This window comes from Flavobacterium tibetense (genome assembly GCF_003293845.1).
In the GTDB taxonomy this organism is placed as follows: Bacteria; Bacteroidota; Bacteroidia; order Flavobacteriales; family Flavobacteriaceae; genus Flavobacterium; species Flavobacterium tibetense.
This window is the reverse complement of the sequence record NZ_QLST01000009.1, coordinates 18,100-40,331: the sequence shown is the minus strand read 5'-3', so window position 1 is coordinate 40,331 and position 22,232 is coordinate 18,100. Positions and strand designations below refer to the sequence as shown.

Here is a 22,232-nt window from a genome sequence, read left to right as displayed (position 1 = left end):
GAGGCAAAGCAACATTAACCAAACATTAACATTAGCCTATAATCCGTTTTCATTCAATATTTTCAATACTTTGTCTACTTGTTTCATAGTATTATTCATGTCAATATTCTCGATAACAAAATCACTTTTTGCTTTTTTCTCTTTATCTGAAAGTTGGTTTTTAATACGATTTTTAACGTTAATACTATTGGTTTTATCGCGTTGCATCACTCTTTGAATTCTAACTTCTTCTGGAGCTGTAACTAAAATAATTTTATCACATGATGCATCGCCACCTGTTTCAAATAAAATGGCAACTTCTTTTACTACAAACGGAAAATCTTCATATTGCTTGAGCCAATTTATAAAATGCAGTTTTACTTTGGGATGAATAACAGCATTTAACTCTTGGAGTTTTTGAGGATTTTTAAAAACGATTTCCGCAATTTTAGTGCGATTCAATTGATTATTTTCTAACAAAACATCTTCATCAAACAATTGCTGTACTTCCGAAATAACCTCAGGTAGTTCCATGATTTTTTTAGCTTCTTCGTCAGCAATGTAAACAGGAATTCCTTTTGAAGCTATGTAACTAGCTACGGTTGATTTTCCGCTTCCTATTCCGCCTGTTAAACCTATTATTTTTGTCATTTGTTTATTTTAAAAAACAATTCTGGATGTACTATCTCTGGTTTTAATTTTCTAATGAAAATATTCCAATAAGCAATTAAAAATCCAGTTCCATAGCCATAAAATTGTATAGTTACCGCCACTAGACTATATAACGCAATTTTTAACTTTTTGGTATTCCAAAGTGCTGCTAAAAAAAGTACAACAAAATAAGTAACATAAAGTTGTAAAAATATTTTAATACCAAACAAAGCAAATATAATACTCATTAATAAACCGATGCAAAACAAAGTTGGTAACCAAAAGGTGAACTTTGTATATTCTGGATACCAATAATTCAAAATTGGGCGTGCTTTTCCAAATTTATTTACTTGGATAAAAAATTTATTCCAATCAATTCTTCTTTTGTGATAGACGTAAGCTTCAGGTATTAGTTTCGTTTCAAAACCCAATTTCCACAAACGAATAGATAAATCAGGATCTTCCCCAGGATGAATGTTTCCAAAGCCATTTGAAGCTTCAAAAGCTTTTTTAGACAATCCCATGTTGAAACTTCTCGGCTGAAATTTAGCTACTTGTTCACTTCCGCCTCTAATACCACCAGTAGTTAAAAAAGAAGTCATACTGAAATTAATCGCTTTTTGAATAACTGAAAAAGATTCCAATGCTTGATCTGGACCACCAAAGCAATCCACATAAGAGTTTTCTAAACTTTTTGAAACTTGGGTTAAATATTCCTTAGGTAAAATACAATCGGAATCAAGAATTAGGAAATAATTTCCTTTTGCCAATCGCATGCCATAATTTCTAGAATCACCTGGTCCTGAATTTTCTTTGTAGTAGTAAGCAATATCTAATTTCCCTTTATATTTTCCTAAAACAAAGTCACAAGTAACTGTTGAACCATCTTCAACAATAACCACTTCAAAAGGATGTTCATAGTCTAATTGCGACAGACTCTCCAAAAGTTCATCAATTTCATCAGGTCGATTATAAACTGGAATAATAAAAGAAAACATAACAAAACTTTTAACAAAGATACATTATCTACCAATAAAAAAGTCCCGAATAAATCGGGACTTTTCAACTTAACTTTTATTTATTATTGCTTAACAACTTTAATTGTTTTAACAGTATCACCGATAGTTACATTTACAATGTAAGTACCTGCACTTAACTGTGACATATCAACTTGAGCATTAGCTGCATTTAATCTTCTAGAAATTACTTCTTGACCTAACATATTCATTACTCTTACAGTAGAAATCTCAGAAGTGTAAGACAAATTCAATACATCTTTCACAGGGTTTGGATACACCATAAAATTGTTGTTGTCAAAAGAATTTGCATTCAATACACATGACACAGTTAATTCAAAGTTACCAGTTGCCGTTCCAAAACCTTCAACCATAATATAATATGTAGAAGTTCCATTTGCAGCAAAAGTAACACTAGATTGTAACCCACATGAATCGTCATTCACAGCAATCTGAGTACCTCCACATGAATCAAAAACTCTTATAATTGTGTCAAATGATGTGTTTGTACATAAACTAGCAGTAATATTTCCTGCTGCCCCAGAATAAGAATACCAAACATCGGCAGAAGCATTATTACCTGTATCAGTAGCACCATTTGATGTTGAACCTACAACAACATCACTACAATCAACTGGAATTGCCGTTGCACAAGTATCATTTGTTGGAGGACAAATATTCGTAATGTTACCTGAATTTATTGTGCAGGCACCATCTTGTTCATTAGTTATAACGATTGTTACATTAGAAGCATCTGTATAAGGACCAAAAGTTTGAATTCCTGTTGTTGAAATATTTGTTAATGTTGTTGTACCATCAGATATTGAAACAGAAGTTGCCGAACCTAAGTTAGTTAAATTTACATCAATTGAAAATTCACTATTTACACAATCAGGCACACTTGTGAAAGTAGCTGTTGGGTTTACACAAGTTGCACAAGTTACAGTAAAATCAAATTGAGCCGTACAACATGTACTTCCTGAACCACAACTTACCGAACCATCAGCATCAATAACAATGTGAATTGAATCAGTTGTTGAGTCAACAGTCAATCCGGCTAAATTCCCACCATTATTGCCTTGATATAATATGGTTCCAGTCGCATCTGTCCCATCATAAATAATAATCTCATCACAACAAGCTTCCATACCACCAGCGTTGAAAGTGATTCTTAATGGACTTGCATCATCTGAAGTAAAAGTCCACGTAGTAGCATCATTGTTAGTATAACAATGGGTTGTATTAACAGGCGTACCACAAACAACTTCAATATTTGTTGTAAAGTTAAATGGACCTACCCAAGTACTAAAACCATTTGCTCCACAATTAGCTCTTACATAGAAACTATAAGCTGTATTAGAACTTAATCCAGAAATAGCTTGAGGATTTGTTGCGCCAGAAATAGTTGGTGTTCCTGTTGGAGTAAATCCTAATGTTCCCCATTCAATATCCCAAGAAGTAGCAGAACCTGTTTCTGTCCAACCTAAAATGGCCGACGAAGCTGTAATTCCAGAAACATTTAAAGCTGTTGGCTCTACACATAAAGGAGATTCTTCAACGATTACATTATCAACGACATTTGCTCTACCCCAATTATTAATTCCTTCAAATGCTATTTGATAAGTTGCTGATGGATTTGGTAAAGTTAAAATAACTTCAGTCCAAGCAGTAACATTTGTCGTATAATGAGCTATTTCCACCCAAGGGTCTGTAGATGAAACTCTGTAGTATACTTTTAACTCATTTTGGGTTCCAAACCAAACTTCTTGAGCGTAATGAAACTTTAATCTAGGATTTGTTAAAGTTGACATATCAAATACTGGAGAAACTAATTTAGTAATAGGAGTATTAGTACCTGAAACAGAAACAAAACGTGCATTTAAAGTTCCCTCAAAAGCTGTAGTAATAAGACCTCCAGAAGACCCTGTAGCATATGTCCAGTTTGCAGCACCAGCTACTTGTAAGTTTGACCAACATGTTCTTGAAGGAGAAGCCACTTCAAAAGTTTCAGTAAACGGGAAAGTATTAAAAGAATCACAAGGTGTAGTAAAATTAAAAGGCCCTACCCAGTTACTTTGATCAGAGAAACTACAATAAGCTCTAATCCAGAATGCATAAGCTGTTGCTGGAGACAAACCTGATTCAGTAAACGAATCTGCATCTATATCATTACCTGAACCCGTTGGTGCCGGAGAACCTGCTGGTAAAATTAAATATTCCCAGTCAAATTCTGTACCTCCTGCTGTCCAAGAAAAATCTGCTGTTGTTGTAGTTACATTTGATACAACTACATTTGTTGGGGCTGGACATGAAGGTAAAGCCCAAGTATAAGTCAATCCATTTGAAGGAATTGTAGCCGAATTAGCTGAATTAATATAACATGTAGAAGTATTTGCAGCTCCAGCTGTTGAATTAATCCAATCTCCAGTTGCAGCAACTACAGTTCTATTATTGAAATCAGCGTTTGTTGCACCTCTCAAACCTACTTGAGGATATGTAGTATTTGATCCTGCAACAACTACACCATAAACAACTTTAACTTCACTATTTACCGTATTTAATCGGATTTGAAAATTCATTTGTTCACCCGTAACATTATATCTTCTAACATTAAGCCATTGGAAAACAATCTCATCTCCCACTTGCTCCCATCTAATTTCAGAACCTGCTCCTGCAGAATTTAAATCTCTACCATAACCTGCAACAGCTCCACCATAAGCAGTTGTTGAACTTAGTGGGGTATAATTTGTTGTACCTGGATTTGTAGTACCAAAAGTTAAAAATCCATTAGAACTAACCCTAACATCTGTGTAAGGGACACCGTTAAAAGTGAATGCTGTTGGTAAAACAACTGAATATTGGGCATCATCAGAAGCTGGAGTAACTAATACAGTACCACCAGTTATTGGGGTAAAGGTACCCGCTGTTTGAGTAAAGACATAGCCATTAACTTGAGCATTGATAAATGCAAAAGAAAAAATAGCTAAAATCATAAAAGTAATTTTCTTCATATTAAATTAATTAATTGTTAAGCAAGTGTAAAATTACAAAAAAAAAAACACAACTAATAAATGAAAATTACTACAAAACTGTTCAATTACCTAAAAAAACGACAAAAACCGCTAATAAGCGGTTTTTGTAACAAAATAATTATAAAATGTGATTTTTATTCTTCAATAAAAGTCTCCATAACGGCTTGACTTACTCCCATATTAGAGAAACCGCCATCGTTGTATAAATTTTGAAGTGTTACTCTTTTTGTTAAATCAGAGAACATAGCTACTGTATAATTAGCACAATCCATAGCTGTTGCATTTCCTAATGGCGACATTTTATCTGCATAAGCGATAAAGCCGTCAAAACCTTTAACGCCTTGACCAGCCGTTGTTGGTGTTGGTGATTGAGAAATGGTATTTACTCTTACTTTTTTATCTCTACCAAAGAAATAACCAAAACTTCTAGCAATTGACTCTAAATACGCCTTGTTATCCGCCATATCGTTATAATCTGGAAAAACACGTTGCGCAGCCATATACGTTAGTGCTACAATACTTCCCCACTCGCTCATGGCATCTTTTTGGTACAACACTTGCATTACTTTATGAAAAGAAACTGCAGAAACATCCCAACCTTTATGTGTGAAATCGTAATTTTGATTCGTATAATGATTTCCCTTTCTTACGTTTACTGACATTCCAATTGAGTGTAAAACAAAATCAATTTTACCACCTAAAATTTCCATTGCTTTTTCTACCAAATTCTCTAAATCCGCAACTGAAGTAGCATCTGCTGGAATAATTTGTGAACCTGTTTTTTCAGCTAACTGATTGATAGTTCCCATTCGCATAGCGATAGGCGCATTAGTTAAAACGAAAGTTCCTCCTTCTTCATGAACGCGTTCCGCTGTTTTCCAAGCAATTGAATTTTCATCTAAAGCTCCAAATATAATTCCTCTTTTTCCTTTTAATAAGTTATACATAGTATTCTGGTTTATTTGTTGTTCGTATTTTATAAAACAAAAGTAGTAAAAATTTAATTTAACAAGGCTTTTGCGTGAACAATTGCTGAATCTGTAATGGCTTTTCCTGATAACATTTCTGCAATCTCAGTAATTCTTTCGTTTTCTGAAAGTTGTTTCAATTCAGAAATCGTAGTTTCTCCTTGATTAAATTTAAATACTTTATAGTGTTGGTTTCCTTTGGCAGCAATTTGAGGTAAATGTGTAATCGCAAATACTTGTAAGCGCTGACTCATTGTTTTCATAATTTCACCCATTTTGATGGCAATTTCTCCTGAAACTCCGGTGTCAATCTCGTCGAAAATAATAGTTGGTAAATTGGAATAATTAGCTAAAACCGCTTTTAATGCCAACATAATTCGCGACATTTCTCCACCTGATGCTACTTTCTTCAGCGTTCCTAAAGGCATTCCTTTATTGGCAGAAAATTGCAAAATAACCAAATCGTTTCCAGTTGATAAGAAAGAATTGGCCTTTTGGAAATCAAAAACTAATTGCGCATCGGGCATTCCCAATTGAGTCAAAACAACTTCCATTTCAGCAGTTAATTTTGGGGCAACTTTCTTTCGTTGGTCAGAAATCAAATTAGCAATATCCTTTACTTTTTCTAATTGGGATGCAATTTCTTGTTCTAATTTTTGAATTGTAGTATCTAATTCGTCAACCAAAACAACCTTGTCATCCAATTGATTTTGGATTATTAATAAATCATCAACCGAAGTAACTTGATGCTTTTTCTGCAAATTATAAATCGCTTGTAGTTTGTTCTGAACCCATTCCAAACGTTCTGGATCATTAATAATTTTGTCAGATTCGCGGAAAGTTTCATCCAAAACATCTTGAAATTCAATTCCTATGCTATTAATTCGCTCTGACAAATCTTTAAAACTAGTTGAAAATCCTTGAATTCTTCCAAAAGCTTGTTTGGTTTCACTCAATAAAGATAACAATCCGATTTGTTCTTCATTGGCAACAGCTAGAATTTTATCGAGATTTTCCTTGATGAATTCTACATTACTTAACTTTTCCAATTCTTCTTCCAAAAGTTCTTGTTCTCCCGAAGTTAAATTGGCTTGCAGTAATTCTTCCAACAAAAAGCGATTGTATTCCTGTTCTTTTACCAACGAATCTTTGTCAGAAACTAGTTGGTTGTATTGTTTTTGAAGTAATTTGTATTGCTTTAATTCGTTTTGGTATTGCTTCAAAAAAGCTTCATTTTGGGCTACCAAATCCAAAACTTCAATTTGATACGCTTCATTTACCAAAGCTCGCGTTTCATTTTGCGAATGAATATCAATTAAATAGGTTGCCAACTCTTGCAATTGTTGCAAATTCACCGGACTATCATTTACAAAAGCTCTTGATTTTCCTGTTGGTAAAATTTCTCTACGAATAATGGTATTGTCATCATAATCCAAATCATTGGATTCGAAAACAGTTTGTAATTGGTATTTTGAAAGTTGGAATTGCGCTTCAATCACGCATTTTTGTTGGTCGTCTTTTAATGAAGATAAATCCGCTCTGTTTCCTAGAACCAATCCTAAAGCACCTAATAAAATAGATTTTCCGGCTCCAGTTTCACCAGTAATTATAGAAAATTGATTGGAAAAGTCAACTTCCAAATGTTCAATAAGTGCGTAATTCTTAATAGAGAGAGATAACAACATAGAATTGCAATTTAAGAAAAAAATTATCGAATTCTATTCCATTTTACCGAATTCAAAGGCGAAATCCTATTTAAAGTTTCTGAAAGTTTCACCACATCCACTCTTGGTCCGCCAGAAAAGATACTTACCACTTCATCTGTTTTTGCATCAAAAAAGGTTCGCATCACAAATGAATTGGGTCTAACTTTATGAATATCACTTAATATTGTAATGGCTAACATCACATTCTCTTTTCCTTTTTGTAAATCCTCACTCATTACGTCCAATCCTTTGAAATGATATTCATACAATGCTTTTCTGTAAGGAGCAAAGGTATTCGATAAGATATCTGAAATAAGAAAATATCGGTTATTGTTATTTCCTTCGGCTTGTGTCCAACCTTTAAAACCACTTGATTGCGCTACGTTCATGATATTGGATGCAATTTCTAAATACTTTGAACCTCCATTTTCTGCAAAAGAATCCATATCCAAACCGATAATAATATTGGCATAAAAGGCTAAAACGGAAGTTAAATTGGAATTGAAAGAATTTTGATCAAACACCAATTGTTCAAATTCTAAATATCTAAAATTGAAGTCTTTATCGTTTATATTTAAAATGGGCGAAGCATAAGTAGAATTAAAAACAGCTCTAGACGATTGCACTTGAATCGTGGCTGCCATGTTATTATTTTTAAACTCAGAAACATTAATAAAAAAGTTACAAGCAATCTTTTCTTGTTGCTGGTATTCCAAATTTGTCCATTTGGTATTATTCAAAAATTCAGAGACTTGCTTCTCTAAATTCCTGAATATTTGCGGATTAACATCTGTCATTCTATCTGCATTGACCGTGACAGTGCAATTCAATTCTTGCCCAATTGTCCAATGAGAAACGAATAAAACAAACAGAAAAGCTAACCCTTTATATTTCATAATGTTGGATAATTTTGTTGATTATATCTTGCGCCACAGCTTCTTTTGATTTCAAATCCATTGGCTCAATATTGAAATTTTTATCAATAAACGTGATTTTATTGGTTGCATGTCCAAAACCTGCTCCCGTATCATTTAATGAATTTAAAACTATCAAATCTAAGTTTTTTTTCTGAATTTTCTGCTTTGCATGTTCAATTTCATTTTCTGTTTCCAATGCAAAACCAATTAAAAACTGATTTTTTTTAATTTCACCTAAAGAAGCTAAAATATCTTTTGTCTTCTCCATTTCAATTACAAACGCAGCATCTGACTTTTTTATTTTCTGAGCGGCTTTATTTTTTGGTCGGTAATCTGCAACAGCTGCAGCTGCGATAGCTACATCTACTTCATTGAAATACTGATGACAAGCCTCATACATTTCTTCAGCAGAAACTACTGGAATTACTTTTACATTGGGATGCGAAATCTTTTGATGTGTTGGTCCACTTACTAAAATAACTTCCGCTCCACTCTCTGCAGCTTTTTGAGCGATGTCAAACCCCATTTTTCCAGAGGAATGATTTCCAATAAAACGAACTGGATCAATGGCTTCGTAGGTTGGACCTGCAGTAATTAGAATTTTTTTTGTATTTAGTGGTAATTTTGAAGCTAAATCTTGTTCTAAAAAGGCAATAATATTTTCGGGTTCTGCCATTCGACCTTCACCTGAAAGTCCGCTTGCTAATTCTCCAGATTCAGCAGGAATAATGATATCACCAAATTTATTTAACTTAAAAAAACTATCCAAAGTTGATGGATGTTTGTACATGTCCAAATCCATTGCTGGTGCAAAATAAACTGGACATTTTGCTGACAAATACGTTGCGATTAATAAGTTATCACAATTCCCATTTGCCATTTTAGAAAGTGTATTCGCTGTAGCGGGTGCGATTAACATCAAATCAGCCCAAAGTCCTAATTCTACGTGATTATTCCATGAGGCATCTGCTGCTTCTTCATTTAAAAATGTAGAATAAACAGGATTTTTTGAAAGCGTAGCTAATGTTAAAGGGGTAACAAAATCTTTTGAAGCAGGCGTCATTACAACTTGTACTTGAGCACCTGCTTTAATAAGAAGTCTGACTAAATGCGCCGTTTTATAAGCGGCAATTCCACCAGAAACTCCTAGCAAAACTTTTTTACCGCGTAAAACAGACATAGTCATTATTATTTTGCTTCTCTATGATAGATTTTACCTTCTAACCATTCTTGAACTGCTAAAGCATGTGGTTTAGGTAATTTTTCATAGAATTTAGAAACTTCAATTTGTTCTTTATTTTCAAAGATTTCCTCTAAACTATCGTTGTAAGTAGCAAATTCTTCTAACTTCTCGATAAGCTCTTTTTTAATCTCCGTATTGATTTGACCTGCTCTTTTTGCAATAATAGTAATTGCTTCATAAACATTTCCTGTTGGCTCTTCAATTACATTTTTGTTATACGTAATTGTATTTACTGGAGCAGTGGTTTTTTTTAAATCCATGATTTAATTTTATTTAGAAAATTGTTGTAACTCGGTTTCAATAGCAGCAAACATTTTGTCTGCTTTCTCTTTAAATTCAGTATCGCTTTTAAACTTTAGTAAACTTGAATACGCATTTAATGCAAAGTTCAATCTTTCTTGTTTTTTATTTGGGACACTATTAATTGCTAATTTGTAAGCCGCATCAAATCTATAAAACAAGGCTTGTTCTTTGAATGGTGTTCCAGGATAATCAGCTATAAAATTGTCAAAAGCTTTAATTGCTGCCTTATAATCAGATATTAAATTGTATTGTTTAGCAACTTCAAACACCTTTTTTTCTTCTTTTTCTCGCAATTCTTTTACATATTCATTTGCTTTTGGAAGATATTCAGAGTTTGGATACGTATCAATAAACTTTTGTAGTTTGCTTAATGCTTTTTGTGTATCTATTTGATCCAAACTGTAAATAGGTGATAATCTGTAATAACATTCAGCACCTAAAAAAGCAGCTTCTTCTCTTTTCTCGCTTTTTGGATATGTTGCAGCGTAATTTTCTAATTGATAACCTGCTAAATAATATTGTTTAGTAGCATAATAAGACTTTGAAAAGTAATAAAATACTTGTTCTCCTTGCGGTTTTCCTTTGTAAGAAGGCGCTACTTGTTCATATAAACGAATAGCTTTGGTATACTTACCATCATCATACAATTTCTTGGCAACTTCAGCTTTAACAGCAGGATCTTCGCTCTTTAAAGCTTTTTGATACTCACTGCAGGAAGTTAGTGTTGTTAATGCTAGTAAAACAATTAATATTTTGTTCATTCTATTTCTACTTGTTTTTTATTCGCTAAAAAGCAACTGCAAATTTAGGCATTATTTAAATACTACGAAAATCTTTTTTTAGCTATTAATTTTGGTGAAGTTATCCAATCTGTTAGCCAAGTCGTCATTTACAGAAACTAAAGGCAAGCGCACTGTGTTTTCCGATAATCCCAATGATTTAAACACTTCCTTAATTCCAGCTGGATTTCCTTGTTCAAAAATCATATCAATAGCGTCAGCTAATTTGTAATGCAATTGATAAGCTTCATCTACTTTTCTTTGCAATCCTAAACGTACCATTTCAGAAAAATCCTTTGGAAAACCTTCTCCAATCACAGAAATCACTCCTGCTCCACCCGCTAAAACCATTGGTAACGTAATCATATCATCTCCTGAAATCACTAAAAACCCTTTTGGAGTGATTTGAATTAATTTCATAGCTTGAACAATATCACCCGCCGCTTCTTTAATTCCAATAACATTTTTGCAATCATTAGCAATTCTTGCTACGGTTGTTGGTAACATATTACTAGCAGTTCTTCCAGGAACATTATACAAAATCACTGGAATTGGTGATGCATCAGCTACTGCTTTGAAATGTTGGTATATTCCTTCTTGTGTAGGTTTATTATAATACGGCGAAACCGACAAAATAGCATCAAAATTTGAGAAATCTCTTGATTTTAACTCTTCAATTACTTTAGCAGTGTTATTTCCACCAACACCTAATACCAAAGGCAATCTTCCAGCATTGGCGTTTACAATGGTTGCAATAACCAATTCTTTTTCTTCAACTGAAAGTGTTGCAGATTCAGCAGTAGTTCCTAAAACAACTAAATATTCTACTCCACCATCAATAACGTAATTCACAATTCTAGTTAACGCCTCAACATCAACCGAAAAATCATTTTTAAAAGGAGTTACCAATGCCACTCCAGTACCAATAAACTTTTGCATTTAAATTTTATTTAATATTCTCAAATATTTGAATAATTCTGATGTAAACTCTTCTTGCTTTTCCACTTGTGATGCTATCATCAAATGAAACATTCGTTTGTCGACTGATGAAAAACCAACTTTAAACTTAGCTTTGGATTGTTTGGTTACCAACATTAATGGTGCTTTTCGTTCATCGTAAAAACTAACCAACATATCGAAAGGTGTTTTGATGAAATCTTGAACTTCCTTTTTGTTTATTCTTCCAGACAAACCCACATTGGTTAGCGAAAAATAAGGTTCTTTTACCGTTTCTTTGGCTTTGTATTTGTTTTTAAAAGACAACAAAACTATGTTTTCAGGTAAAAATCCTTGAGCTAAAAATTGTTGGTATAAATGTTCTTTGTTCTCAAAATAGGTTTCATCTACTAAAATTCCGATGGTCGTTATTTTGCCATCAGCTTCATTTAGTTCATGTTGCGTTAGCTTTTTGTTAACCAACTTTTTTAGAAAAAACTCCTTTATTATTTTAGAAAACATAGTAAATTTACGAATTGAACAAAATTAAATATTTAAAGCTACAAAGGAATGGTAAATGTAAAAAAGAAAAAATATTATTTGTGCTATTTTGTTATATTATTAACATTTACTTTGATTGCTTCTTGTAAGTCAAAAATAAATCATTTATATGAGATTCAAGGCAAGCAAATCAACATTAATGAGAGCTTTGAAACTGATGCAGAAATTGACGCTTTTGTGTCACCCTATAAAAATCACATCAATAAAGATTTAGATAGTATTTTAGCCTACAACCCAATCACTCAAGATAAAAGTAAAGGCAAATGGGAAACCAATATTGGAAACTTTTTTGCAGAAACGACACTATTGATGAGCAATCCCATTTTTTTTCAAAGAGAAAATAAAACAATCGACATCTGCATTTTAAATCATGGTGGAATTAGGGCTATAATTCCAAAAGGAAATGTAACCACTAGAACAGCATACGAAATCATGCCTTTTGAAAATAGTATAGTAGTTTTAACATTAGATGGAAAAGCAATAGCTGAATTGGCAAATTATATGATTTTGGACAAGAAACCTCATCCATTGGCAGGAATTAAAATTTTCCTTGAAAAGGACGAAAAAACGATTAAGCGAATCGAAATAAACCAACAACCGCTCGACCAAAACAAAATATACTATGTTCTAACTTCCGATTATTTAGCTAATGGCGGTGACAACATGATTTTTTTAAAATCGAGTTCCAAAAATTATGATTTGGATTACAAACTCAGAAATGTATTTATTGACTACTTCAAACGAGTGGATACCATTCCTAATCTAACTGAACCTAAAATCATCATCGAGTAACTTATGAAAAGAAGAAATTTTATACAGCAAACCGTAAGTAGTTCGGCTTTTCTAAGTTTTAGCGGTTTAACTTTGAGTAGTTTTACTACCAAAAAAACTAAAAAAATAACTATTCTTCATACCAATGATACGCATAGTCACATTGATCCTTTTCCAGTTGATCATCCTAAAAATCCTGGAATGGGCGGAGCAGCGAGAAGAGCAAATGCCATTCAAAAAATCAGACAAGAAGAAGAGAATGTTTTGCTTTTAGATGCTGGTGATATTTTTCAAGGAACTCCGTATTTTAATTATTATGGCGGCGAATTGGAATTCAAATTAATGAGCATGATGCAATATGATGTAGCAACCATGGGAAATCATGATTTTGACAATGGAATTGATGGTTTTTATGCGCAATTACCTCATGCGAAATTTGATTTTGTATCCGCTAATTATGATTTCAAAAACACTATTTTAGACGGAATAGTGAAACCCTATAAAATCATCAAAAAAGACGGAATTAAAATCGGGATATTTGGATTAGGCGTTGAGTTGAATGGTTTAGTGGACAAAAAACTTTACAAAGAAACCAAATATCTAAATCCAATTGAAATTGCTGAAGAAATGACACAAACTTTGAAAGAACAAGAGAAATGTGATTTGGTCATTTGTCTTTCGCATTTGGGTTTTAAATACACTAACGCCCCAGAAAAAGTTTGTGATGTGTTATTGGCTCAAAAAACAAAAAACATCGATTTGATTATTGGTGGTCATACACATACCTTTTTAGATAAACCAATTGTAGAAACCAATCGCGATGGTCAACCGGTTTTAATTAATCAAGTAGGTTGTTTTGGAATAAACTTAGGAAGAATTGATTTCTATTTCTCAAGTGACAAACATTACGATACAAAAACAAGAAATATTATTCTTTAATTTTTTCAGCATTTTTGTCTCGCTCAATGAAAAATTGAGCAAAAAAGTAATATACAGGCAACTCTAATAACATACTCAGATAAACAAAGACATCATATTTCAAATAATAGGTTTTTGTTACTGATAACATATCTGACAAAAACATAAAACCAAGAGCTAACAATAAAAATTTAGCGCTTTTACTCTTAAACTTTATAAAATTATAAAAGCTCATTGCTAAAACCCCTACAAAAAATACTATGTAATTTAAAATTAAATAGTAGCTATGAAACTTTGTTTTCACAATGAAAACTGACGTTATTTTGGTAATTAAAGCAAAAGCTATAGCAACTATAAAAAGAAGTCCGAGATATTTGGACAATTTAGAGTTTTGATTAATGATTTTAGCATCTTTAACAATTAAGAAAAACAAAATCACTAAGACAATTAGATAAATCAAAATTGCGAATTGATAAAAAATAGTTTCAAGCAATAAATTGATATTATCTGCAATAAAAATTAAACCCAAAAGCAATAAATGCAATGGATTTTTTTTCTTTTTAGATTCAATAGTATAATACAGAAAAATAAAAGGAATTATCATAGGTTTAAACACTAAAGACATGTCTTTGTTTTCCATAATTCTAAAGAAAAAAAGATAACATGCATTGGCAATGAAAAACAAAACAAGAGCAATATCTTTAACTTTCATAACTAACTTGTTTTTTGCGTTCCAAAAAATATTTTACATAAAAATAATAAGATGCTGTTTGAGCTAAACCATTTATTAACTCAAAAACCAACAAATTTTGCACATTCTTGTTTAGAATGAAAAACAAATCAGACATGATGAAAGTTGCTACCGTTATAGCTAAAAAGAAGTTTCTTTTTATTGAAGAATGAAAATAAATCATAGCAGCCATTACTCCCATTGCAACCAATTCTATACCAAACAAAAGAAAGAAAACCTCTTCTATGAATGAAGAAGATTCTAAATTAATTAATACCGTAACCAATAAATTTACTAAAAGCAACAATATAACGATAAACGTATAATCGATTTTCTTGTTTTTTCTTTTAGCTATGATTTCCTTAATATCTTGGTATAAAAAGTGAATAACAAACAAATAAGGAAGTAAAAAAATAAGCAACCCAATAATATAAAAATCATCAAAATTGATAAGAAACAGCATATCGCCAATAAAAAACAAAATCAGTGATATGACAAAAACACTATTAACTCTCCCTTTAGTTTCTAAATAATAATAAAACAGAATGGAAGGAATAATTATTGGTTTAGTAACCAACATAAATTCTTCATTTCGAAAAAAAATGGCCAACAGAAAAAGCAATCCTGATGTTAGATACAAATATATGGCCGGGTTTTTACTCATTTTGAATCATTTTCGAAAAATCAAATTCAGTGATAATTGGAATCTTCAATTGATTGGCTTTGTCTAGCTTTGCTGGCCCCATATTATCACCAGCAACAACAAAATCTGTTTTTGAAGAAATGGAACTACCTACTTTTCCGCCGTTGTCTTCAATTGCTTTTTTTAGATCATCTCTTGAAAAAGTTTGAAAAACACCCGAAACCACAAAAGTTTTACCTCCTAACTTACTGGATACTAAGGTACTATTTTTTTTGTTAATTTCAAACTGCAATCCAACTGATTTTAAACGACCAATAATTTCTTGGTTTATTGGGTTTTCAAAAAACTGAACTACGCTTTGTGCAATTTTTTCTCCAATTTCATCTACCAAAATCAATTCCATCATGGAAGCTTTAGAAATTGCGTCAACATTCTCATAATGTTTGGCTAATTTTTTGGCAACAGTTTCTCCCACATAACGAATTCCTAATGCGTACAAAACACGTTCAAAAGGAATTTGCTTGGATTTTTCGATTCCATTAATCAAATTTTCAGCTGATTTTTCGGCCATTCGTTCTAATGGAATGATTTGCTCTTTTTTGAGTTCGTATAAATCGGCATAATTTTGAACCAAACCATTATTGAACAATAAAGCTACTGTTTCTCCACCTAATCCATCAATATCCATGGCTTTTCTGGTGATAAAATGCTGAATTCTTCCAATAATTTGCGGCGGACAACCGTAAAAATTCGGACAATAATGTTGGGCTTCACCTTCTGTTCTTACCAATGCTGTTTGACATTCTGGACAAGTATCGATATATTTCGTTGGAACAGAATTATGTGATCTATGATCAAGAGAAACTCCAATAATTTTTGGAATAATTTCTCCTCCTTTTTCAACAAAAACCGTATCACCAACTCTAATGTCTAATTTCGCAATTTGATCTGCGTTGTGTAATGAAGCGCGTTTTACTATTGTTCCTGCTAACTGAACGGGTTGCAAATTAGCAACAGGCGTAATCGCTCCAGTTCTTCCTACTTGGTAAGAAATAGACTCTAGAATCGTACTCACTTGTTCGGCTTTGAACTTATAGGCAATTGCCCAACGCGGTGATTTTGCCGTATAACCCAACTCTTCTTGGTATTGAATTTGGTTGACTTTAACCACTACTCCATCAGTTTCATAAGGTAAATTGTGACGGTTTTTATCCCAATAATCAATAAATTCAAAAACTTCTTGAATATTTTTAGCCAATTTGGATTGCATTGGAACTTTAAAACCAAAGGTTCTCGCTTTTTCTAAACCTTCATAATGCGTTTGAATGGGCAAATTATTCCCCACCAAAGTATACAACAAACAATCTAACGGACGTTTAGCAACCTCAGCGCTATCTTGCAATTTCAAACTTCCTGAAGCTGTATTCCTAGGGTTAGAATAAGGTGTTTCACCAATTTCGATTAACTCTTGATTCATTTTTTCAAAACCAGCAAATGGTAAAATAATTTCACCTCTGATTTCAAATTTGGTTGGAAAATCGCCTTTCAATTGAATAGGAACCGATTTAATGGTTTTTACATTGTTTGTAACATCATCGCCTTGAAAGCCATCACCGCGAGTCACTGCTCTTTTCAATTTTCCGTTTTCGTATAAAATACTAATAGAAGCACCATCATATTTCAATTCGCAAGTAAATTCTAACGGAACATCACCTAATATTTTTTGACAACGATTTTCCCAATCTAATAAATCTTCTTTGGAATAGGAATTATCCAAGGAATACATTCGGAATTCGTGAGGAATGGTTTCAAAATTTTTCGTAATTGCGCCACCCACGCGCTGTGTAGGTGAATTTTCATCAAAAAACTCGGGATATTGTGCTTCTAAATCTTGAAGTTGCTTCAATTTAGTATCGAATTCAAAATCTGAAATTGTTGGGTTATCTAAAACGTAATAATTGTAATTATGCTGATTGAGCTCCTCTCTAAGCGCTTGAATTTGTTGTTGAACCGACATAAAATTATTGGTTTAAAAGCAAGTCTAATTTACTAAATAATTCTCCTTTACTAATGATTCCACCTTGTTTTATTATGGCAAACAAAGCACCATTTCTATCTTCAGAAATATCTTTTTTTCCTCGTTGAATGGCTACTTCATCAGAAAACATATTTTCACTCAACCATTGAATTCCTTCAGCTGAAAGGAAATCCACTGTAGCATTAGAGGTATTAATAACATACGAATACACTATAGTTGCCTCACATTTAAATAAAAAAATGTAATTAGCAGAAAAATGATCGATGTAAGAAACATTGGTCATGGCTTTATCCCAAATTAAATCGGAAAAAACATCAATTTCTTGTTCAGCAACTTCTGGTTTATTGGTTTTAATTTCATCCCATTCCTTTTTATCAATAGACTGTGTAGCTAAAAAAGTAATGAATTCAGGATGTAACTCTTCTAATTGTTCTTTGGTTAATCTAATGTATTTCATGTGGTAAATATAAAAAAAAAGCCCTCCAAAAAAGGAAGGCTAATTCATATTTTTTATAAAATTATGCTTTTTCAGCAACAATTTCATATGGTAATTCAACGATTACATCTCTGTGAAGTCTAATACTTGCAGTATATTTACCAACACGTTTCACTAATCCGCTAGTAACAAATTTTCTATCGATTGAGTGACCATTAGCAGCCAACGCCTCAACGATGTTTGCATTAGATACAGAACCAAATAATTTATCACCACCAGCCTTAGCAGTAATTTTGATTTCCAAAGCTTTCAAAGATTCAGCTAAAGCTTTTGCATCAGCAACAATTTTAGCTTCTTTGTGTGCTTTTTGTTTTAAGTTTTCAGCTAATACTTTTTTAGCTGAAGGCGTTGCTAAAATAGCAAAACCTTGAGGAATTAAAAAGTTACGTCCGTAACCGTTTTTTACAGTAACTACATCGTCTTTAAATCCTAAGTTAGCAACGTCTTGTTTTAAAATAAGTTCCATGTTGTTGTCCTTTATTTTAGAAGTTAGTCCCGATTGTTATCGAGACAACAACTATTCGTTAATTATTATTTTAATAAATCGGCCACGTATGGCATTAAAGCTAAGTGACGAGCTCTTTTAACAGCTACAGAAACTTTTCTTTGGTATTTTAATGAAGTTCCAGTTAAACGTCTTGGTAAAATTTTACCTTGCTCGTTAACGAATTTCAATAAGAAATCAGCATCTTTATAATCGATATACTTGATACCTGATTTTTTGAAACGACAATATTTCTTTTGTTTGTTTGTCTCAATATTTAAAGGAGTTAGATATCTAATATCACCCTCTTTTTTCCCTTTTGCAGATTGCTCTAGTGTAGACATAATTAGTTTGATTTAGATTTTAACTTTGTTCTTCTTCTTTCTGCCCAAGAAACAGCGTGCTTATCTAAAGCTACTGTTAAGAAACGCATAATACGCTCATCTCTACGGAATTCCGTTTCAAAACCGATAATAATTTCTCCTGGTGCTTTGAACTCAAATAAGTGATAAAAACCACTTTTCTTGTGTTGGATTTCATAAGCTAATTTTTTTAAGCCCCAATCCTCTTTTGATACCATCTCAGCCCCTCTAGAAGTAAGAAAATCTTCGAATTTGCTTACTGTTTCCTTTACCTGTTGTTCAGATAAAACGGGATTCAAGATGAAAACAGTTTCATAATGATTCATAATAATAATGATTTAAATTATTTTAAATTGGGTGCAAAAGTAAGCATTTTATTAGAACTTTCAAACTCAACATGAATTATTTCACATTTTTTATAAAAAAACTAAATTTATATTTTTTTTTACAGTATATTTATGACATAAAATACGAGCCTATGAAACTGAATTGTATAGTAGTTGACGATAGCACCATTCAAAGAATGACTATAACTAAACTTGTAAATGACTCTACTAGTTTACATCTTGTTGGCGACTTTGCAAATGCATTGGAAGCAAAAAACAGTTTAAATCACAACAAAGTTGATTTGATTTTTCTTGACATTGAAATGCCTTTAATCAATGGATTTGATTTATTGGATGGATTGAAAGTAAAACCACAAATTGTCTTTATTACTTCCAAAGCGGATTATGCAGTAAAAGCGTTTGACTATGAAGCCACAGATTTCTTACAAAAACCTATTTCCAAAGAACGTTTTCTAAAAGCGGTTAAAAAAGCTTTGGAATTGCATCAATTGCGTAATGAAGCACCCGAAGATCATGGTGAATCTATCATTATTAAAAGCAATCTGAAAAAATTAAAAATTTACACTTCAAAAATTAAATGGATTGAAGCATACGGTGATTACATCAAAATCATAACTGATGATGAAAACCATTTGGTTTTATCGACAATGAAATCTTTTGAGAGTGAATTACCTGAAGGAAAATTTGTTAGAGTGCACAAATCCTATATCGTTAATGTAGAACGCATCGACAAATTCAATAGTAAATTTGCTGAAGTTGGTCCAACAAAAATCCCTATTAGTAGAAACAAAAAAGATGTAATTACTACTGCAATCGCAGCACTTTAACTGTAATCAACATTCAAAGTAACTTTAATAGAACGATAAGCCGCAATGGCTTCAAAACTTGACAAACACTTCGCTACAACTTGCTTCTTTTGCCCCAAATTGGCAGTTGTTGGAATTTTAATCAAAATCGTTCTAATATATTCATTTCTAATTCTGTTTATGGCTGGTTCTTCTGGACCTAAAACTGGAATTTGTAATTGTTGTTGCAATACATTGTACAACCACATAGCACCTTCTTTCAATTTTTCAAAATCTCTATGTTTTACTGTAATTCGGATAATTCTGCAAAACGGCGGATAATTGAAATTTTGTCGCTCGTACAACTGTTCTTTAAACATGGCCAAATAATCATTAGAAACCACTTGCTGAATGGTATTGTGATACGGATTATACGTTTGAATAATCACTTTCCCTTTTTTGGCTTTTCTTCCTGCTCGACCTGCGACTTGAGTTAGCATTTGAAATGCTCTTTCATACGCTCTAAAATGCGGTTGATTCAATAAATTATCGGCATTCATTACTCCAACTAATGTAACATTATCGAAATGCAATCCTTTAGCTAACATTTGCGTTCCTACCAAAATATCATATTCTTGATTTTTGAAAGCATCGATGATTTTTTCGTAGCCAAATTTTCCTCGAGTGGTATCTTGATCCATTCTACCAATTTTCTTCTCTGGAAATAAGGTTTTTAATTCCAATTCAATTTGCTCCGTTCCAAAACCTTTGGTTGTTAAATCTACTGATTGACAACTGTGACAATGCGTTGGATTCGCAATCGAATAACCACAATAATGACAACGCAATTGGTTTTTGAATTTATGATACGTTAAACTCACATCACAACTCGGGCAATGCGGCACATGACCACACGGAATACATTCCACATAAGACGAATAACCTCTGCGGTTTTGGAACAAAATAACTTGTTCACCCAAAGCCAATGTTTCTGTGATTTCTTTCAATAAAGTATCTGAAAAATGTCCTGACATTCGCTTACGGAAATAACAATCTTTTAAATCTACCAATTCAATTTCAGGCAACACTACATTTCCAAAACGCTCTTTTAAAGTTACTAAACCGTATTTCCCATTTTTGGTGTTGTAATACGTTTCCAAACTTGGTGTGGCGCTTCCTAAAAGCACTTTTGCTTGATGCATTTTGGCTAAAACTACTGCAGCATCACGCGCATGATAACGTGGCGCTGGATCTTGCTGTTTGAATGTAGCTTCATGTTCTTCATCAATGACTAATAAACCCAAATTTGAAAACGGTAGAAACAATGCACTTCGAACACCAATGACAATTTTCGCTTTTTCGGAATTGGCTACTAATTGATTCCAAACTTCAATGCGTTCGTTATTGGTATATTTGGAATGAAAAACAGCTACTTGATTTCCAAAATAAGCCGTTAATCGTTGCACTAATTGAAAAGTTAGTGCAATTTCAGGCAATAAAAACAACACTTGTTTGTCTTGATGCAAATACTGCTCCATCAATTTGATGTAAATTTCTGTTTTACCCGAAGCGGTTACACCATGAAGCAAACAAACGTCATTAGAATTAAAATTAGTTTGTATGGCATCAAAAGCGGTTTGTTGGTGTTCACTTAGAGTAAAATCGGCATCATTTTTTTTCTCAAAAACTACGCGGTCTTGATGTAAATAGTATTCTTCAAAAATTTCTTTTTCTACCAAAGCCTTCACAATAGCAGCAGCACTTCCGGAAAAATCTAGTAAATGCTTAACCGAAATTGGTTTTTTATGTTGGGCTTGCAATTGGAAGTATTTCAAAACCAATTCGTGTTGTTTTTTGGCTTTGGTTACCATTGCTAAAACTTGGGTTAAAGCTTCTGGTTGCAACAAATGTTCGGGCATTTTGATGTAGCGCATTAACTTGGGTTTGTATTGCTCGTTGATTTCTTCTTGCAATTCCAAAGCCCCTTTGGCTAACATTCTATTAATAACTGGCAAAACCGTTTTTTTACCCAAAATCTTCACCACATCTTGAATCGAAATCGATGATTGTTGTTGTAAAGCTTCAAAAATCAAAAACTCATCATCTTGAAGTCCATTAGTTTCGGTTTGATTTTTTGATGCAGTTACTATGGTTTCACTTTCCAAAATATAACCCGTTGGCAACGCAGCTCTAAAAACTTCTCCCAACGAACACATATAATATGAAGCTATCCATTGCCAATGTGCAATTTGAGTTTCATTTACAATGGGTTTTTCATCTAAAATTTGATGAATTTCTTTGGCTTGATATAATTGCGGCGGATTGTGATGTTTAGTAATGACTAATGCGGTGTAAATTTTACTTTTACCAAAAGGCACCGCCACTCGCATTCCAATTTGAATATAATGGAACTCGGTTTCAGAAATTTGGTAAGTAAAATTTTTGGGAACTGCTAAAGGCAAAACCACTTCAACAAAGTACAACATGAAACAAAGATAATTTGAAAATCAGAACAACGAAAGATTTTAGTATAAAAAAACACTTCCAAAATGAAAGTGTTCTTTTAA

At 32.6% G+C, this 22,232-nt stretch carries 22 protein-coding genes; 3 read left to right on the top strand and 19 right to left on the bottom strand.

The genetic code is table 11. From position 1 onward, the window contains the following. Positions 1-36 precede the first annotated feature (36 nt). From coaE to DPN68_RS08230, 11 genes are all read right to left on the bottom strand, one after another. Positions 37-630 carry a dephospho-CoA kinase gene (gene coaE, locus DPN68_RS08280; protein ID WP_113989185.1) on the bottom strand — a complete coding sequence of 198 codons (594 nt, stop codon included), beginning with the start codon at positions 628-630 and terminating at the stop codon, positions 37-39. After that, positions 627-1,628: a glycosyltransferase gene (locus DPN68_RS08275; RefSeq protein ID WP_113989184.1), complete on the bottom strand. Its 1,002-nt coding sequence runs from the start codon at positions 1,626-1,628 to the stop codon at positions 627-629. The genes coaE and DPN68_RS08275 overlap by 4 nt, the downstream gene beginning before the upstream one ends. A gap of 83 nt (positions 1,629-1,711) precedes the next feature. Then, positions 1,712-4,657: a T9SS type A sorting domain-containing protein gene (locus tag DPN68_RS08270; RefSeq protein ID WP_113989183.1), complete on the bottom strand. Its 2,946-nt coding sequence runs from the start codon at positions 4,655-4,657 to the stop codon at positions 1,712-1,714. Between the two features lie 155 nt (positions 4,658-4,812). Then, the gene (locus tag DPN68_RS08265; RefSeq protein WP_113989182.1) at positions 4,813-5,625 is read right to left on the bottom strand and encodes an enoyl-ACP reductase FabI; all 813 of its coding nucleotides are present in this window, start codon (positions 5,623-5,625) and stop codon (positions 4,813-4,815) included. Between the two features lie 53 nt (positions 5,626-5,678). Next, positions 5,679-7,331: a DNA repair protein RecN gene (gene recN, locus DPN68_RS08260; protein ID WP_113989181.1), complete on the bottom strand. Its 1,653-nt coding sequence runs from the start codon at positions 7,329-7,331 to the stop codon at positions 5,679-5,681. 23 nt (positions 7,332-7,354) lie between these two features. Beyond that, entirely contained in the window at positions 7,355-8,248 is an 894-nt protein-coding gene (porD, locus tag DPN68_RS08255; protein ID WP_113989180.1) for a type IX secretion system protein PorD, read from the bottom strand. Next, positions 8,238-9,449, bottom strand: coding sequence for a bifunctional phosphopantothenoylcysteine decarboxylase/phosphopantothenate--cysteine ligase CoaBC (gene coaBC / locus DPN68_RS08250; RefSeq protein WP_113989269.1), 1,212 nt, complete (start codon positions 9,447-9,449; stop codon positions 8,238-8,240). Before coaBC ends, porD begins: the two co-directional genes overlap by 11 nt. Before the next feature lie 8 nt (positions 9,450-9,457). After that, complete coding sequence (locus tag DPN68_RS08245; RefSeq protein ID WP_113989179.1) at positions 9,458-9,772, bottom strand: DNA-directed RNA polymerase subunit omega; 315 nt, start codon at positions 9,770-9,772, stop codon at positions 9,458-9,460. Between the two features lie 9 nt (positions 9,773-9,781). Beyond that, a complete protein-coding gene (locus DPN68_RS08240; RefSeq protein ID WP_113989178.1) occupies positions 9,782-10,576 on the bottom strand; it encodes an outer membrane protein assembly factor BamD in 795 nt (264 codons plus the stop codon). 78 nt (positions 10,577-10,654) lie between these two features. Then, positions 10,655-11,533 carry a 4-hydroxy-tetrahydrodipicolinate synthase gene (gene dapA, locus DPN68_RS08235; RefSeq protein ID WP_113989177.1) on the bottom strand — a complete coding sequence of 293 codons (879 nt, stop codon included), beginning with the start codon at positions 11,531-11,533 and terminating at the stop codon, positions 10,655-10,657. Then, positions 11,534-12,052, bottom strand: a complete 519-nt coding sequence (locus DPN68_RS08230; protein WP_113989176.1) for a DUF6913 domain-containing protein — start codon at positions 12,050-12,052, stop codon at positions 11,534-11,536. Positions 12,053-12,100: 48 nt separating this feature from the next. On the opposite strand from DPN68_RS08230, the gene DPN68_RS08225 reads away from it, so the two are divergent. After that, positions 12,101-12,883 carry a 5'-nucleotidase C-terminal domain-containing protein gene (locus tag DPN68_RS08225; RefSeq protein WP_113989175.1) on the top strand — a complete coding sequence of 261 codons (783 nt, stop codon included), beginning with the start codon at positions 12,101-12,103 and terminating at the stop codon, positions 12,881-12,883. 3 nt (positions 12,884-12,886) lie between these two features. After that, on the top strand, positions 12,887-13,801 hold the full coding sequence (locus DPN68_RS08220; RefSeq protein ID WP_113989174.1) for a metallophosphatase: 915 nt from the start codon (positions 12,887-12,889) through the stop codon (positions 13,799-13,801). Here the strand turns inward: DPN68_RS08220 and DPN68_RS08215 are convergent. From DPN68_RS08215 to rpsF, 7 genes are all read right to left on the bottom strand, one after another. Beyond that, complete coding sequence (locus tag DPN68_RS08215; RefSeq protein WP_133256583.1) at positions 13,791-14,420, bottom strand: hypothetical protein; 630 nt, start codon at positions 14,418-14,420, stop codon at positions 13,791-13,793. The genes DPN68_RS08220 and DPN68_RS08215 overlap by 11 nt on opposite strands. A gap of 61 nt (positions 14,421-14,481) precedes the next feature. Next, a complete protein-coding gene (locus DPN68_RS08210) occupies positions 14,482-15,174 on the bottom strand; it encodes a lysoplasmalogenase family protein (protein ID WP_113989172.1) in 693 nt (230 codons plus the stop codon). Beyond that, positions 15,167-17,170: an NAD-dependent DNA ligase LigA gene (ligA, locus tag DPN68_RS08205; RefSeq protein WP_113989171.1), complete on the bottom strand. Its 2,004-nt coding sequence runs from the start codon at positions 17,168-17,170 to the stop codon at positions 15,167-15,169. The genes DPN68_RS08210 and ligA overlap by 8 nt, the downstream gene beginning before the upstream one ends. A gap of 4 nt (positions 17,171-17,174) precedes the next feature. Further along, positions 17,175-17,648 carry a DUF6495 family protein gene (locus tag DPN68_RS08200; protein WP_113989170.1) on the bottom strand — a complete coding sequence of 158 codons (474 nt, stop codon included), beginning with the start codon at positions 17,646-17,648 and terminating at the stop codon, positions 17,175-17,177. A gap of 61 nt (positions 17,649-17,709) precedes the next feature. Then, positions 17,710-18,153, bottom strand: a complete 444-nt coding sequence (gene rplI / locus DPN68_RS08195; RefSeq protein ID WP_113989169.1) for a 50S ribosomal protein L9 — start codon at positions 18,151-18,153, stop codon at positions 17,710-17,712. 65 nt (positions 18,154-18,218) lie between these two features. Next, complete coding sequence (gene rpsR / locus DPN68_RS08190) at positions 18,219-18,515, bottom strand: 30S ribosomal protein S18 (RefSeq protein WP_045971798.1); 297 nt, start codon at positions 18,513-18,515, stop codon at positions 18,219-18,221. 2 nt (positions 18,516-18,517) lie between these two features. Beyond that, positions 18,518-18,859: a 30S ribosomal protein S6 gene (gene rpsF, locus DPN68_RS08185; RefSeq protein ID WP_113989168.1), complete on the bottom strand. Its 342-nt coding sequence runs from the start codon at positions 18,857-18,859 to the stop codon at positions 18,518-18,520. 152 nt (positions 18,860-19,011) lie between these two features. On the opposite strand from rpsF, the gene DPN68_RS08180 reads away from it, so the two are divergent. Further along, positions 19,012-19,707: a LytR/AlgR family response regulator transcription factor gene (locus tag DPN68_RS08180; RefSeq protein WP_113989167.1), complete on the top strand. Its 696-nt coding sequence runs from the start codon at positions 19,012-19,014 to the stop codon at positions 19,705-19,707. On the opposite strand, the gene priA is transcribed toward DPN68_RS08180, so the two are convergent. Then, positions 19,704-22,151 carry a replication restart helicase PriA gene (gene priA / locus DPN68_RS08175; protein ID WP_113989166.1) on the bottom strand — a complete coding sequence of 816 codons (2,448 nt, stop codon included), beginning with the start codon at positions 22,149-22,151 and terminating at the stop codon, positions 19,704-19,706. The genes DPN68_RS08180 and priA overlap by 4 nt on opposite strands. Between the last annotated feature and the right edge of the window lie 81 nt (positions 22,152-22,232).

Coding starts and splice junctions, on each gene's coding strand:
- coaE (WP_113989185.1), bottom strand. CDS start 630: ATGACAAAAATAATAGGTTTAACAGGCGGAATAGGAAGCGGAAAATCA.
- DPN68_RS08275 (WP_113989184.1), bottom strand. CDS start 1,628: ATGTTTTCTTTTATTATTCCAGTTTATAATCGACCTGATGAAATTGAT.
- DPN68_RS08270 (WP_113989183.1), bottom strand. CDS start 4,657: ATGAAGAAAATTACTTTTATGATTTTAGCTATTTTTTCTTTTGCATTT.
- DPN68_RS08265 (WP_113989182.1), bottom strand. CDS start 5,625: ATGTATAACTTATTAAAAGGAAAAAGAGGAATTATATTTGGAGCTTTA.
- recN (WP_113989181.1), bottom strand. CDS start 7,331: ATGTTGTTATCTCTCTCTATTAAGAATTACGCACTTATTGAACATTTG.
- porD (WP_113989180.1), bottom strand. CDS start 8,248: ATGAAATATAAAGGGTTAGCTTTTCTGTTTGTTTTATTCGTTTCTCAT.
- coaBC (WP_113989269.1), bottom strand. CDS start 9,449: ATGTCTGTTTTACGCGGTAAAAAAGTTTTGCTAGGAGTTTCTGGTGGA.
- DPN68_RS08245 (WP_113989179.1), bottom strand. CDS start 9,772: ATGGATTTAAAAAAAACCACTGCTCCAGTAAATACAATTACGTATAAC.
- DPN68_RS08240 (WP_113989178.1), bottom strand. CDS start 10,576: ATGAACAAAATATTAATTGTTTTACTAGCATTAACAACACTAACTTCC.
- dapA (WP_113989177.1), bottom strand. CDS start 11,533: ATGCAAAAGTTTATTGGTACTGGAGTGGCATTGGTAACTCCTTTTAAA.
- DPN68_RS08230 (WP_113989176.1), bottom strand. CDS start 12,052: ATGTTTTCTAAAATAATAAAGGAGTTTTTTCTAAAAAAGTTGGTTAAC.
- DPN68_RS08225 (WP_113989175.1), top strand. CDS start 12,101: ATGGTAAATGTAAAAAAGAAAAAATATTATTTGTGCTATTTTGTTATA.
- DPN68_RS08220 (WP_113989174.1), top strand. CDS start 12,887: ATGAAAAGAAGAAATTTTATACAGCAAACCGTAAGTAGTTCGGCTTTT.
- DPN68_RS08215 (WP_133256583.1), bottom strand. CDS start 14,420: ATGGAAAACAAAGACATGTCTTTAGTGTTTAAACCTATGATAATTCCT.
- DPN68_RS08210 (WP_113989172.1), bottom strand. CDS start 15,174: ATGAGTAAAAACCCGGCCATATATTTGTATCTAACATCAGGATTGCTT.
- ligA (WP_113989171.1), bottom strand. CDS start 17,170: ATGTCGGTTCAACAACAAATTCAAGCGCTTAGAGAGGAGCTCAATCAG.
- DPN68_RS08200 (WP_113989170.1), bottom strand. CDS start 17,648: ATGAAATACATTAGATTAACCAAAGAACAATTAGAAGAGTTACATCCT.
- rplI (WP_113989169.1), bottom strand. CDS start 18,153: ATGGAACTTATTTTAAAACAAGACGTTGCTAACTTAGGATTTAAAGAC.
- rpsR (WP_045971798.1), bottom strand. CDS start 18,515: ATGTCTACACTAGAGCAATCTGCAAAAGGGAAAAAAGAGGGTGATATT.
- rpsF (WP_113989168.1), bottom strand. CDS start 18,859: ATGAATCATTATGAAACTGTTTTCATCTTGAATCCCGTTTTATCTGAA.
- DPN68_RS08180 (WP_113989167.1), top strand. CDS start 19,012: ATGAAACTGAATTGTATAGTAGTTGACGATAGCACCATTCAAAGAATG.
- priA (WP_113989166.1), bottom strand. CDS start 22,151: ATGTTGTACTTTGTTGAAGTGGTTTTGCCTTTAGCAGTTCCCAAAAAT.